This window comes from Ruminococcus sp. CAG:57 (assembly GCF_000435935.1).
GTDB classification, from domain to species: domain Bacteria; phylum Bacillota; class Clostridia; order Oscillospirales; family Ruminococcaceae; genus Hominimerdicola; species Hominimerdicola aceti.
In genome coordinates this window covers 58,797-73,387 of sequence record NZ_FR890710.1, presented here as the reverse complement: position 1 = coordinate 73,387, position 14,591 = coordinate 58,797, and the positions used below count along the sequence as shown (strand labels likewise).

Below are 14,591 nucleotides of genomic sequence, written 5' to 3'. Positions count from 1 at the left end.
CAAACTCCAAGCACAGGCGAACAATGTTCGCCCCTACACCTCATTCGGGCAAGTTCCTGCCGCCGCAAAATCGCTCCGCTCTTTGCGTATCTACATTGCGCTTAGGGCTAGAAAGGCGGTGCAGAGTTCACCACTCCGACTCAACCTTTATATAAAAATAAAATTAGAAATTCTTCTTTCACCACTCTGCACCGCTTGGTAGGCTTGCGCCTATTGAGGCTCTGCCTCAAACTCCGACAGGGCTTTGCCCTGTACCCACAATGGGTTTCACCCCTTGACCCTGACCAGGGACGTGTCCCTGGACCTTTTGCTCGCTTCGCTCGGTGCATTATTTTACTTTATGCTTGCAATTTACTTTGGTCTGCTATGCTCATTCCTCATTCCTCATTTCTCATTCCTCACTCCTCATTTAACTCCGCTCCTCACTTAGCCTCGCCCCTGATTTATTCAAATGTAATCGTTTTATACCTATTGCATTAATTTGCTTTTTGTTGTATAATATATTTGTTAATATATACAGCCATTTGGCAAAATCAAGATATGAAAGGACCTTATTACTATGAAGAAATTCCTTGCGGCGGCTCTTGCTCTTTGCATGACAAGCGCTGCTCTCACAAGCTGCGGTGATTCAAACAGCTCTTCTGCTGCTGACTCAAACTCCGCTGCGGCAAACTCTCAGGCTTCCGATTCAAGTGCGGCTGATACCGAAAGTGTTTCAGACAAGCTTCTTGCTGAATACCCTGCATCTACGGAAAAGATAGATGTTAAAAATGGTGCTACTGAGAACATGATCGCCAGAAGCGTTATCAACGAGGGCGACACTTCCCGTCTTGCGGCTAAACTCGACTACGCTCTGCAAAATCCTAAGGAGACAACAAAGATCTGTTTCATCGGCGACTCTATCACGGCAGGTTCGGGTGCTAACTCCTCAACTAATCAGTATGTAAACCAGTTCAAGAGCTGGTGGGAGGAAAACATAAGCTTCTACGTTGATGTTACTAATGCCGGTATCGGTGCAACTGACTCATACATAGGTGTTCACAGGGCACAGCGTGACGCTTTGGAGGCTAAGCCTGACATTATCGTTATCGAGTTTATCAATGACGCTGATGATGAATTTTATGAGTCCTGCATGGACAGCCTTGTAAGAATGTGTCTTGAGCAGGACAACAATCCTGCAGTTATGATACTTGAACCTTCAACTGAGGGGGGTACATCTCCACAGGCTGCACATCTCAAGGTAGCACAGGCTTACAACATTCCTATGATTTCTTATCATGACGCTGTTATGCCTGAGATAGAGGCTGGCAACTTCACATGGGCTGACATTTCACCTGACAACGTTCACCCTAATGATGACGGACACGTTATAATGGCTTCACTGCTCACAAAATTCGTTGGCAACATAAAGGACAATATTGACAGCGTTGACAAGGAAGCAAAGGCATTTGACACAAGCACTGTTGCACCGACGGGCGATGTATTCGCTGACGCTACTATCGGAAGCCGTCAGACAGAGGACATTGTAAAGACAACTGATGAGGGAACATTCACAGATGTTACAACATTCCAGAAGTTCACAGACGGTTGGGGAACGACAACAGGCGGCACTATCAAGTTTGAGATAACTGCAAAGAACATTGGTATGATATACTACATGACAGTTGACGGCAAGTCCGGCGTGGCTGCGGTAAAGGTCGATGGCGAGGACGTTGCGACTATCAACGCTGACTTCACAAGCGGCTGGGGCAACTACGCTAAGGCACAGCAGATATACTCATCTGACGAGGTGGCTACTCACACTGTTGAGGTAACTGTCGTTGATGACGCAAAGCCTAACTTCCAGATACTTAACTGGCTTATTTCATAAGGATCTATAATAATATTTTGGCGGATACGAGAGTTCGTATCCGCCGAAGTTTTGTTTTCATTTATGTTATATGAATTAAATAGGACACAAAATATTTAGTGAAAACTAAGCAGCCAGCTTAACAAAAACGAAAATAGATATGATATAATAAATATGCTGAAAGAAACAAAAACAGCGATAACTTATTGATCCCCTTAATAAGACTTCTCCCGACAGGTTTTCCGACTGTCGGGAGTTTTTTTGCATATTAGTTTTCTTTTTGTTCTGTGATAATATCCGAAAGCTTATTTATCAGATCTTCAGGCACGTTATAGTAACACTTATTTATCTTTACGTTATACGCATCTGCCGTTGTTTGTCTGACAATTATGCTATATTCTTTACCGTCTGATACTTTCCACTGAGCAGTACCCTTTGAAAGCATTCCATTTTTTGCTGTATTTTCATCGACCGCATAGCTTAAACTTTCGTTGAGGAGCTGGCGAAATTCTGTTATAGCCGTTTCATCTGTTATATCCCAGTTTTTCCCCTTTGCATATGGATCGCCATACTCGGCGGACACACCAAAGCCATTTATATTGCTGAAATCAAGTTCTGTGATACTATCATTGTCCACCGAAGCTTCACTTTGTTCAGTGCTTTCACCGAGCACAACAGAGCTGTTTGCAGGCGTTGGGGCGGCACTGCTTTCTGTGGTATTTCCGCAGGCTGTCATTACAGCTATTCCTGACAAGGTGAAAATAAATAATATTTTATATTTCGTTTTGTTCATAATATCGCCTCCTGTAATAATTATACTCGAATTGGATAATTACCACAATTGACAATTTTAACATATTACTTGTTTATGTTTTGTACAATTTACTAAATAAATCTAAATATTATTAAAAATCGTCAAAAAAATCGGCAGCAGGCACATGATAGCGTCTGCTGCCGATAGTTTTATATTGTTTTAAGCATTAAAGCAATTATCCAAGAACAACAACGATGTTTGTCTGCTCTGTCATCTTGCACTCGCATACGAAGTTGCCTTCAACTGCTTCGCCGTTGACTGTCATAGACTTTACGCCGCTCTGAACGTGGTCTGGGTTCTGAATGTCGATAGAAAGGTGCTTGCCACGGAAGTTCTTTTCGATCTTGAAGCCGTCCCATGTGTGTGGGATAGATGGGCTTATTACAAGTCCCTCTGCGTTTGGTCTCATACCGCAGATACCCTCTACGCAGCCTACCATTACTGTTGAGCCTGTACCTGTCAGCCAATGAACGTGTGAACGTCCTGCATATGGTGAACGTGTTGACTCTGTAAACTGACCGTGAACGTATGGCTCAAGTATTCTTACTTCTGCCTTATCGTTCATGTTAGCAGGTGAGGACTCGAGGAAGTACTCGAATGCTCTGTCACCATGACCGAGAAGTGACTCTGCAAGGATAGCCCAGCCCTGTGTCTGTGAGAAGATACCACCGTTCTCCTTTGTATCAGGGTTAAAGATGTGCATAAGTGCACCGTCAAAGTAATGATCTACATAAGGTGGCTCCATGATCTTTACGCCAAATGGAGTATTGAGTATCTCGTGTACCTTTTCCATAGCAGTTTCAGCCTGCTTCTCAGATGCGAAGCCTGAGATAACTGACCAAGACTGTGGGTTGAGCCACATTGAAGCCTCTGGATCCTTCTTAGCGCCAACGATCTCGCCGTTCTCTCTGTAGCCTCTGATAAATCTATCCTCGTCCCAGCAAGCTTCAAGGCTCTTGCCGAGTTCAGGCTGTACCTTGTCGATATAAGCAGCGTACTCATTATCGCCTCTGTCAAGAGCATAGCCCTTGATGATGCTCATTGCATAGTAGAGCTGGAATGCAACGAATGTTGACTCGCCCTTCTTACCAAGTCTGAGGCAGTCGTTCCAGTCAGCATAAAGACCTGCTGGCATTGTATGAGCGCCAAGTCTTTCCATTGAGAAGTTGATAGCTCTCTTAAGATGCTCGTAAACTGTATCTTCGCCGCCGTTTGCGTATACGATGACCTCATCGAGGAACGCCTTGTTTCCGCTCTCACCGATATACTTATTAACTGTTGGGAAGAGCCAGAGAGCGTCGTCTGCTCTATAGCATGGGTGGCCTGTTTCCTTAGCGTAGATAGAGTTCTCATCGTTCTCGTCCGGGCAAGTTTCATGGCCTGCCTTGTGGTCGAACTTAACAAGTGGAAGTCCGCCGCCGTTATCTACCTGTGCAGAGATCATAAATCTGATCTTTTCAGCAGCAAGCTCAGGATTGATATGGATAATACCCTGGATATCCTGAACTGTATCTCTATAGCCATAGCCGTTTCTCAGACCGCAATAGATGAATGATGCAGCTCTTGACCAGATAAATGTGATGAAGCACTGATAAGCGTTCCATACGTTTACCATGTTATTGAACTCGTCAGAAGGAGTTTCGATCTGGAAGTTATTGAGCTGACCATGCCAATAAGCGATAAGCTCCTTTACCTCAGCGTCTACCTTGCCAGGCTCGTTATATGCAGCGAGTATCTCGTCTGCTACCTTTGGATTCTTCTGACCAACAACATAGATTATCTCCTTTGTCTCGCCAGGAGCAAGGATAATGTCAGACTGAAGAGCGCCGCAAGCGTTTGAGTTATAGTTGAGCTTGTTATCGCAGAAGCCTCTTTCAACTGCAACAGGATTGCCGTATGTTCTGTAAGAGCCGATAAAGCTGTCCAGATTACCGTTATAAGCGGAAACAGGAGCGCCAACTACGCCGAAAAATCTTTCTCTCCAGTTAGAGCCGTTCTCGTCCTTACCGCTGTTCTCATTGATATGCTGAACGATCTTGTTGCCCTCAAAGCTTGTTCTTGTGATGAACAGTGTATACTGGAGGTTTACCTGATCCTGCTCGTAGTTGTTCTCGTTTGTGAACTCTACAAAGCCGAATGTTGAAAGGTTTCTGTATCTGTCAGAGTTATTTGTGATCTTAGTTCTCCATACCTCATATGTTTTGTTCAGAGGAACATAATATGTAAGCTCGGAGTGGATATCTGCATAGTCAGACTTGATAGTTGTATAAGCTGTACCATGGTGGCACTCTGTCTTATACTGATCAAGAGGCTTGCCTACAGGCTGCCATGTGCATGACCAATAATCCTTGGCGTCGTTATCTCTGATATAGATATATCTGCCAGGGAGACCGATATTTGAGTTGAAACGGTAACGGATTATTCTTCCGTTAGCACCGCTCTTTACAAAGCTGTATCCGCCGCCGTTGTTGGATACGATAGCACCGTACTCTGGTGAGCCGAGATAGTTAGCCCAAGGTGCAGGTGTGTCAGGTCTTGTGATGACGTATTCCTTGTGTTCAAGGTCAAAATAACCATACTGCATATTTTTTATACGCTCCTTTTCAATATTTTAAAGTTGTAAACGTTTCACCAAAATGGCGTAAACGTTTCCCTCATAGATCCCGTCATTATTCATAACGCTTATATTATTTTAGCATACTTCCGATAGCTTTACAAGGGGGTAAAGCCAAAAAATTGGGCGTATTTTCAAAAAACTTTTTCGGGATCGTTGACTTTTGAAACTTAAACGATTGAAAATCGTCATGCTTTTTGTCATTGTCCAAAACGCACTAGGACCTTTTGCTCGCTTCGCTCGGTGCTTTATTTTACTTTATACTTGTAATTTGTTAGGTTGGCTTTGCCAATTCCTCACTCCTCACTTTGACCGTTTTTCATCACTTTCACTCTCGCAAACACCACTGACAGCACTGTTGACACAAGCCAACCTATCGGCCATGACAGCCATATTCCCGTTGAGCCATATGGTCTTGCCAACACGAACGCAAGCACTACTCTGAGTATCAAGTCCGTAAAAGTTGATATCATAAAATACTGCATTGCACCTTTACCACGGAGTGCTCCGTCTGACATTATTTTTATGCCCACAAACACATAGAAAGGCGATATTATTCTCAAAAATGTTGTGCCTATCTCAACGGCTTTTGTTCCGCCGTCGTCAAGAAACAGATTTATCATAGTTTTTGGCATACAGAAAAAGCAGAGTATAAAAGGCACTGCCACGATAGCCGAGATAACAAGTCCTGCTTTATATCCGCTTTTTATCCTATCGTTCCTGCCTGCACCATAATTCTGTGCAACAAAGCTTGAAAGCCCGTTTGAAAGCGTTGTAAAACTTGTTATAGCAAAGGTATTTAGCTTTATTGCAGAAGAATATCCTGCGATACAAGACGAGCCGAAGCTGTTTACAAGATACTGCACAAAGATATTTCCCACTGAGATAAAACTCTGCTGTAAAATACTAGGTATAGAATAAAGGGTTATCTTTTTAAGTATTTTTCCTGAAAACAGCGGTGGTTTATCCTCTGTTTTAATTTCTGCGGTTTTCTTCACCAAAATAAGCAGTGAGAACACGCAAGCCACTCCCTGAGCGATAAAAGTAGCCCATGCAACGCCTGCCACACCCCATTTAAAGAACTTCACGAACACATAGTCGAGAACAACGTTTCCAACTGATGAGCCGATAAGGAGATACAATGGTGTTTTCGAGTCGCCCATTGCGTTATAAATACCTGTACCCACGTTATAAAGAAACAGGAAGATAAGACCTGCGATATAGATCTTCAGATAAAGCTCACCGTCACGGAAGATGTTATCGGGCGTGTTTATCATTCTCATAAGAGGAGTAGAGAACGCAAGTCCAAAAACTGTAAGCACTGTTGCAAGTATCGTACATGAAATTATAGTAGTAGTTGACGCAGTTTTTACCTTTGAGAACTCTTTTCCACCAAAAAATTGAGATATTACCACACAACAGCCAACATTGCTTCCCACTGCAAACGCCATAAATATCATTGTTATAGGATAAGACGCACCAACTGCCGCAAGAGCGTCTTCGCCTGCGAATTTTCCTGCTATGATACTGTCGAAAATGGAATACATCTGCTGAAATATTACGCTCACGAACATAGGCAGGGAAAATTTCCACAGCACTGTCCACGGTTTTCCCACCGTCAGGTCTGTCATAAAAACATCTCCATAATATAATAGTTACCATTTCATTATATCATAAAAAAACAACCTTTTTCAACGTCATTTCGCACAGACACTTTTGATATTTCTGAAGGTTTTTTTAGCATTTTACGCTATTTGCGATTTATTAATAAAATTTTCTAAATATTATTAGCTTACCCTCTTGCTGAAATTATCTGTAAAGAATAAAGTCACAATGTTTTTTATTGACAAAAAAGTGCGGATATTTTATACTTGTATAAGAGGTGATAAAATGAGCAGTCAAGCAGACCACGGCGGTCACAGAGAGAGAATGAGGAAGCGTTTCAAAGAATCGGGAAATTTCAAAGGCTTTTCCGAGCATGAGATACTTGAAATGCTTTTATTTTACATTGTGCCGAGAAAGAACACCAATGATATTGCGCACGAGCTTATAAAAAAGTTTGGAAGCTTAAACAGCGTTCTTAACGCTTCTGTGGAGGAGCTTTCTTCGGTAAAGGACATGGGCGAAAGCTCTGCAAACTCACTTTTATTTTTCAGAGAGCTTATAAACTACTGCTCCACTGTCACAGACAGCAGGATAGACATTAGAAACATATCTGCGGCGCTGAGTTTTGTAAACAACTGTTTCAGAAACGAAAAGCAGGAGAAGTTCAAGGTAATTTGTATCGACTCTGGCTTTCACATAAAGAGCGTAACAGACATATCCGCAGGCGGTGCGAGATTTACCCCTGTTGATTTTCGTGAGCTTACAAAAGCCGTTCTCAACAGCGGCACTGATATTGTTATCCTTGCCCACAATCACCCTGACTCACCCAACACCCCCTCTCAGGAGGACGTTACTCTCACCCGTGAGGTCATGAGATATATGAGATGTTTAGGTGTGACAGTTCTTGACCATTATATAACAGGCAATAACGGAACTATCTCCATGCGAAACTGCGGACTCATCCATGATATGGAGTGTTAAAAATAGAATATCACAAAAAAAAATGGACGATATGTTTATCATACCGTCCATAAAATTTTATCTTCTTGAAGCCTTTTTCTTTGCGCTGCCTGTTTTTGAACCTGAATGTGACTTCTTTGCCTGATGTTTTTTCCAATGTACCCACAGTGTAGGTGCGATACAGTTAGAAGAATAAACACCTGATATCATACCGATGATAAGTGGGAAAGCAAAGCTCAGGATAGATGTTACTCCGCAGATTATGCAGACGATACAAACTGTAGCCATAGCAAGAACTGTTGTAACAGTTGTATGGATAGAACGTCCCATTGTCTGTGTAATGGAGAGGTTTACAAGATCCTCAAGCTCCATTTTGTTGCCAAGAAGATTTTCATTCTCTCTGATTCTGTCGTAAATGATGATAGTTGCGTTGATAGAATATCCAAGGATAGTCAGCAGAACTGCCATAAAGTTTGCGTTGATGTCAAATCTGCATATTACAAAGCAACCGTATACCATGCACATATCGTGTGCAAGGGCAACTACTGAGAACACACCTGCTGAGATACCGCCTATCTTTTTAAATCTGAATCCGATATAAATGATAGTGATGACCATTGCCAGTGCGCAAGCAGCAAGGCACTTGAAGAAGAAGTTCATACCGCTTGAAGCTGCAACGTCGTTTGACTCATAAACTTCTATGTTATTATCAGGAAAGTCCTTTTCAAGGGCTGTTTTCAGGGTGTTCTGCTTATCATCGCTTATACCCTTTGTTGATGAGAATTTTATCTCTACTGTCTTTCCTGCGTTTCCTGTGTTTTCGCCAAGAGTTACTGTACATTTATCTCCGATACTGTCAGAAACGGTATTTGAAACGTCAGAAGTCTTTATATCGCCCTCATATGTATAAGTCAAAACTGTACCGCCTTTGAACTCGATAGCCACGTTAAGACCTATAACGAATGTAAGAATGATAAAAATTGCGATAAGTGCGCATGATATGGAATAAAATAACTTGCTGTGACCCACAACATTCAGGGTCTTTTTTTCTTTACTCATTTATTTCAGCACCTCCGTAAAGCTTGCGTTTCTTAAAGCACTTGAACTTTGAGAGGGACGAAAGCATAAGTCTTGAACAGAAGATACCGAATACAAAGTTCAGGAGAATACCTACAAGGAGAGTATATCCAAGTGAATAGATAGTACCTGCTGTGCTTGCGCCGAATACTGAGAATACAGGACTGAGAAGTGTTCCGAAAACGCTGTCTGTAGGTCCGAAGGCACCCATAAGGATTATTGCAACGAATACTACTGTGATGTTTCCGTCGAATACTGCGCTCCATGCTCTCTTATAGCCAAGCTCGATAGCTCCGTTAAGGGTCTTGCCGTTGTTAAGCTCTTCCTTTATTCTCTCGGCTGTGATAACGTTAGCGTCAACGCCCATACCGATAGAAAGGATAATACCTGCGATACCAGGGATAGTCAGCGTAAAGCTGTCGATATTTCCAAAGAAGCCTGTGATACAGGCGATAGAACCTATTACCTGACCTATAAGTGCGATAGACGCAACAAAGCCCGGCAGCTTATAGATTACGATGATATATGCAGCAATAACGATAAATGCGATAATTCCTGCAAGCACCATTGCGTTCTTTGCACCCTCACCAAGTGTAGGTGAAATGATGTTTGTGCTTGTTGTTTTAAGGTCGAATGGGATAGAACCTGCATTTATCTTATCTGAAAGAGCTTTTGCAGAATCATATGTGAATTTGCCCTCGATAACGCACTCACCGTCAGTGATAGCTGAATTTACGCTTGGGGCAGAAATGCACTTATCGTCCATCCAGATAGAGATAAAGCCTTTTCCGGCAAGCTCAGTTGTAGCGTCAGCAAAAGCTTTTTTACCGCTGTTATTGAGTGTCAGGCTTACTACATACTTGATATTTCCTGTAGTTTCGTCCTGAGTTTGTCTTACCTCAGCCTTTTTAACGTCATTTCCTGTAAGCACCTGCTCGCCTTTTTCTTCTTTACCCTTTCTGAATACAAGCTTTGCAGTTTCGCCAAGCTCAGAAACGGCAGCCTCAGGGTCAAAGCTTTCTTCGTTAGCCTGCCATGGGAATGAAACCATTACCTTATTTTTCTTATAGTCTACATAGACCTCGCTGTCTGTGATATTAAGGCTTACAAGTCTTTGCTCGATAACAGCCTTTGCAGCGTCCATTTCTTCCTTTGTGGCGTCGTAATTATCGGCAGGTTCAAACGTAGCATTTACGCCACCCTGAATATCGATACCCCAGCGGATATCTTCAACGCCCTTGATATAGCTTGTTTTTATATCTCCGTACTGAGTATGTATTCCTGCATAAGTAAGATATCCAAATGCAATTATACACAAAAGCACGATAAAAAACACGGTTTTTTTAACTTTTCGCACCTTTAATCCTCCTGATAAATTTATTAAGCCCAGAGGCTTTTCTGCCGTCAGGGCACAATACGCCCATAACGAACACATTCACCTTATAATTATAAAACGTTTGATACAAAATGTCAATAGTTTTTATGAAATTCGCACTGTTACTTATATCATGATAGTATTTTATCTATGAAATAATTTCTCTCAAAACCTGTTTCAAAAGCCTGTTTTAAAGGGGCTTTGTCTTGACAAAATCTCCTTTTAGTGATATTATTAAAAGGATAAATATTGCGACGTAAGGAATTTTTTTTGCGTCAGCTAAAAGGAGTATGTAAAATGATAGATATTAAGCTTATCCGTACAAATCCTGAGCTTGTCAAGGAAAACATCAAAAAGAAGTTTCAGGACGAAAAGCTCGTTCTTGTTGACGAGGTAGCTCAGTTTGACGAGGAATACAGAGCAGCTAAGACAAAAGCTGACGAGCTGAGAAATAAAAGAAAGGTAATGAGCAAGCAGATAGGCGGTCTTATGGCTAAGGGTCAGAAGGACGAAGCTGAGAAAGTAAAGGCTGAGGTTTCCGCTATCGGTGCTGAGCTTGACACTATGGCTGAAAAGGAAAAAGAGCTTGAGGGCAAGATCCGTGAGAGAATGCTCGTTATCCCTAACATAATCGACCCAAGCGTTCCTATAGGCAAGGACGACAGCGAGAACGTAGAGATTGAAAAATTCGGAGAGCCTGTTGTTCCTGATTATGAGATCCCATATCACGTTGACATTATGGAAAGCTTTAACGGCATTGATCTTGACAGTGCAAGAAGAACATCAGGAAACGGCTTCTATTATCTTATGGGCGACATTGCAAGACTTCATTCTGCAATTCTTTCATATGCCAGAGATTTCATGATAGACAGAGGTTTCACATATTTCATTCCTCCTTACATGATACGTTCAGACGTTGTTACAGGCGTTATGAGCTTTTCTGAAATGGAAGGCATGATGTACAAGATAGAGGGAGAAGATCTTTATCTCATCGGTACTTCTGAGCATTCAATGATAGGTAGATTTATCGACACTATCATTCCAGAGGGTGAGCTTCCAAAAACTCTCACAAGCTATTCACCATGCTTCAGAAAAGAAGTTGGCGCACACGGCATCGAGGAGAGAGGCGTTTACAGAATACACCAGTTTGAAAAGCAGGAAATGATAGTTGTCTGCAAGCCTGAAGATAGCATGGCATGGTATGACAAGCTGTGGCAGAATTCTGTTGATTTCTTCCGTTCACTCGATATTCCTGTAAGAACACTTGAGTGCTGCTCAGGCGACCTTGCAGACCTTAAGGTAAAGAGCTGTGACGTTGAGGCATGGAGCCCAAGACAGAAGAAGTATTTTGAAGTTGGTTCATGCTCAAATCTTGGCGATGCACAGGCAAGACGTCTTGGCATAAGAATAAAAGCAGAGGACGGCACAAAGTATTTTGCTCACACTCTTAACAACACAGTTGTTGCACCTCCAAGAATGCTTATCGCATTCCTCGAGAACAATCTCAATGCTGACGGAACAGTTAATATCCCTGAGCCACTGAGAATGTACATGGGTGGCAAGGACAAGATAACAAAGTAATTTTGATATGCAAAAAGGTGAACGGTCATGTGCCGCTCACCTTTTTTTGTTGTCTGAAAAATCATATAGATACAAAAAACGGACGGTTTTTAGCCGTCCGTTAATTTTTTAGTCAATGCAGGTGCGAACAGTGTTCGCCCGTTTATTTTGTCTTTACTTGATTTTTATATTATTCTTCCGTGTTTTCAGAATCCTCATTCTCAACGCTTTCGGTATTATCTTCAATGACCTCAGCATTTTCCTCAGCCTGAGCCTCTGCTATCTCCTCGGCAGTAGCCTTTTCCACCTCAGCCGTTTCAACATCATCGTCATGCTCAGTTCTTGTGAATGAAACCACTCTGCCGTCCTCGCCGACTCTCATAAGTCTTACGCCACGGGAGTATCTGCTCATCATGCTGATATCGCAGGCTCTTATTCTGATAACAATGCCGTCTGTGGATATCATGATGATATCATCTTCATCATCAACGACCTTTATTCCGCATACTCCGCCGCTCTTATAGTTCATAAGACCGTAGCCGCCTCTGTTCTGTACCTTATAAGACTCCAGCGGAACACGTCTGCCAAGACCGTTTTCTGCAACAGTGAGAACGCTTGCACCCTCTCTTACTCTTGCCATTGATACAACATAGTCGCTACCCCTGAGTTTTATAGCCTTTACGCCGTGAGCAACTCTTGACATCTCTCTTATGTCAGTTTCTCTTATCCTGATAGCATAACCATTATGCGTTGCAACGATAACCTCATTGTCGCCAAAGGTCATTCTTACTCCTGCTATTTCATCGCCCTCATCAAGACCAATTGCAATAAGACCGTTCTTTCTTACATTTCTGTAGGAAGTCAGCGGAGTTCTCTTTATCTTGCCGTTCTTTGTTACCATGACGATATACTTGCCCTCGTCAAAGTCGGCAGTTTTTATCATTGCGGCTATCTTCTCGCCCTCGCCCAGTTCAAGAAGATTTACTATATTTGTGCCTCTTGAAGCCTTTGAACCCTCAGGCAACTCATAGCATTTGAGCTTATACATTATGCCCTTATTGGAGATAAAGAGTATATTGTCATGTGAAGAACAGGTCTGAAGCTCGTCGATATAATCGTCCTCACGCTGTTTCATACCCGTTACGCCACGTCCGCCACGCTTCTGAGCCTTATACTCTGAAACAGGCATTCTCTTTATATATCCTGCATTTGTATAGGTAACAACGCTTTCCTCAACAGGGATAAGGTCTTCGATATCAACTTCACCGCTGACATTTTCTATCTGAGTTCTTCTCTCGTCGCCGAACTTGTCCTGAATAGCCTCGACCTCTTCAATGATTATATCAAGTATTCTCTGATGATTTGCAAGAATATCTTCAAGGTCAGCTATCTTGACTTCAATCTCAGCCAACTCGTCGATTATCTTCTGTCTTTCCATACCGGTCAGACGTCCGAGGGTCATATTTGCAATATGGTCAGCCTGAATATCTGTAAGACCAAAACGCTGATTAAGTCTTTGCTTAGCCTCAGGGATATTCTTTGAAGTTTTCATTATCTCGATAACTTCATCGATATTGTCAAGTGCGATAACAAGACCCTTTAAGATATGCTCTCTTTCCTTAGCCTTGTTAAGGTCAAACTTAGTTCTTCTTGTGATAACATCGACCTGAAAGTCTATATACTGTTCAAGCATTTCCTTGAGAGTCAGCACCTTAGGAATACCGTTCACAAGTGCGAGCATTATAACGCCCACAGTATCCTGAAGCTGTGTATAGCTGAACAGCTTGTTGAGCACCACCTGCGGATTAGCGTCCTTTTTAAGCTCGATAACGATCCTCATTCCGTCCTTGCCGGATTCATCGTTTATATAATGTATTCCGTCAATACGCTTTTCCTTAACAAGGTCAGCGATAGACTCAACAAGTCTTGCCTTGTTTACCATGTAAGGTATCTCGGTGACAATAATGCAGTTTCTGCCCTTTATCTCCTCGATAGAGGTCTTTGAACGCAGTGTTATCTTTCCTCGGCCTGTACCGTAAGCCGCTCTGATACCGGACCTGCCCATGATGATACCGCCTGTAGGAAAGTCAGGACCCTTTATGCTCTGCATAAGCTCATCAAGTGTGCAGTCAGGGTTTTTCATGACAGTTTTCATTCCCTCGATAACTTCATGGAGGTTATGAGGAGGTATATTCGTTGCCATGCCCACAGCGATACCTACTGAGCCGTTACAAAGAAGATTTGGAAATCTTGACGGCAGCACAACAGGCTCTTTCAGTCTGTCATCATAGTTTGACTGAAAATCAACAGTTGTTTTGTTTATATCTGTCAGCATATTTACTGACATCTTAGCCATTTTAGCCTCAGTATAACGGTAGGCAGCCGGAGGGTCGCCGTCAACGGAACCAAAGTTTCCGTGACCGTCAACAAGAGGATATCTCATTGAAAACTTCTGAGCAAGTCTTACAAGTGCGTCATAAACTGATGCGTCACCGTGTGGGTGATATTTACCGAGCACAGATCCGACCGTATCTGCACATTTTCTGTAAGCTTGATCAGGTGTAAGACCATTTTCATACATGGTATATAAAATTCTTCTGTGAACAGGTTTAAGTCCGTCCCTTACATCAGGTAAGGCTCTGGATACAATTACCGCCATTGAATATTGAATGAAAGATTCTTTCATTATCGCTTCAACATCAGTGTCAATAACGTTATAATCGCTCACTTTATCCAC

Annotated in this window: 9 protein-coding genes; 3 read left to right on the top strand and 6 right to left on the bottom strand. The window is 42.4% G+C overall.

Annotated features, from left to right (window positions below; all coding sequences use genetic code 11):
- The first annotated feature begins 559 nt into the window (after window positions 1–559).
- Complete coding sequence (locus QVO88_RS03820; protein WP_022287203.1) at window positions 560–1,870, top strand: SGNH/GDSL hydrolase family protein; 1,311 nt, start codon at window positions 560–562, stop codon at window positions 1,868–1,870.
- 247 nt (window positions 1,871–2,117) lie between these two features.
- On the opposite strand, the gene QVO88_RS03815 is transcribed toward QVO88_RS03820, so the two are convergent.
- The 3 genes from QVO88_RS03815 to QVO88_RS03805 form a co-directional block, all read right to left on the bottom strand.
- Window positions 2,118–2,642 (bottom strand): hypothetical protein, encoded by a 525-nt coding sequence (locus QVO88_RS03815; protein ID WP_022287202.1) that lies wholly within the window; start codon window positions 2,640–2,642, stop codon window positions 2,118–2,120.
- Window positions 2,643–2,838: 196 nt separating this feature from the next.
- Window positions 2,839–5,247 (bottom strand): glycosyl hydrolase family 65 protein, encoded by a 2,409-nt coding sequence (locus QVO88_RS03810; protein ID WP_022287201.1) that lies wholly within the window; start codon window positions 5,245–5,247, stop codon window positions 2,839–2,841.
- A gap of 326 nt (window positions 5,248–5,573) precedes the next feature.
- Window positions 5,574–6,908 (bottom strand): MATE family efflux transporter, encoded by a 1,335-nt coding sequence (locus tag QVO88_RS03805; RefSeq protein WP_022287200.1) that lies wholly within the window; start codon window positions 6,906–6,908, stop codon window positions 5,574–5,576.
- Between the two features lie 259 nt (window positions 6,909–7,167).
- Here QVO88_RS03805 and QVO88_RS03800 point away from each other — a divergent pair, with 259 nt between their 5' ends.
- Window positions 7,168–7,863, top strand: coding sequence for a RadC family protein (locus QVO88_RS03800; RefSeq protein ID WP_022287199.1), 696 nt, complete (start codon window positions 7,168–7,170; stop codon window positions 7,861–7,863).
- Window positions 7,864–7,920: 57 nt separating this feature from the next.
- Here QVO88_RS03800 and secF read toward each other — a convergent pair whose 3' ends face one another.
- Both secF and secD read right to left on the bottom strand, forming a co-directional pair.
- Window positions 7,921–8,901, bottom strand: coding sequence for a protein translocase subunit SecF (gene secF / locus QVO88_RS03795; RefSeq protein ID WP_022287198.1), 981 nt, complete (start codon window positions 8,899–8,901; stop codon window positions 7,921–7,923).
- Window positions 8,894–10,276, bottom strand: a complete 1,383-nt coding sequence (gene secD / locus QVO88_RS03790; protein ID WP_022287197.1) for a preprotein translocase subunit SecD — start codon at window positions 10,274–10,276, stop codon at window positions 8,894–8,896. Before secD ends, secF begins: the two co-directional genes overlap by 8 nt.
- Window positions 10,277–10,591: 315 nt before the next feature.
- Here secD and serS point away from each other — a divergent pair, with 315 nt between their 5' ends.
- Window positions 10,592–11,875, top strand: a complete 1,284-nt coding sequence (gene serS / locus QVO88_RS03785; protein WP_022287196.1) for a serine--tRNA ligase — start codon at window positions 10,592–10,594, stop codon at window positions 11,873–11,875.
- Between the two features lie 169 nt (window positions 11,876–12,044).
- Here serS and gyrA read toward each other — a convergent pair whose 3' ends face one another.
- Window positions 12,045–14,591, bottom strand: a complete 2,547-nt coding sequence (gyrA, locus tag QVO88_RS03780) for a DNA gyrase subunit A (protein WP_215650041.1) — start codon at window positions 14,589–14,591, stop codon at window positions 12,045–12,047.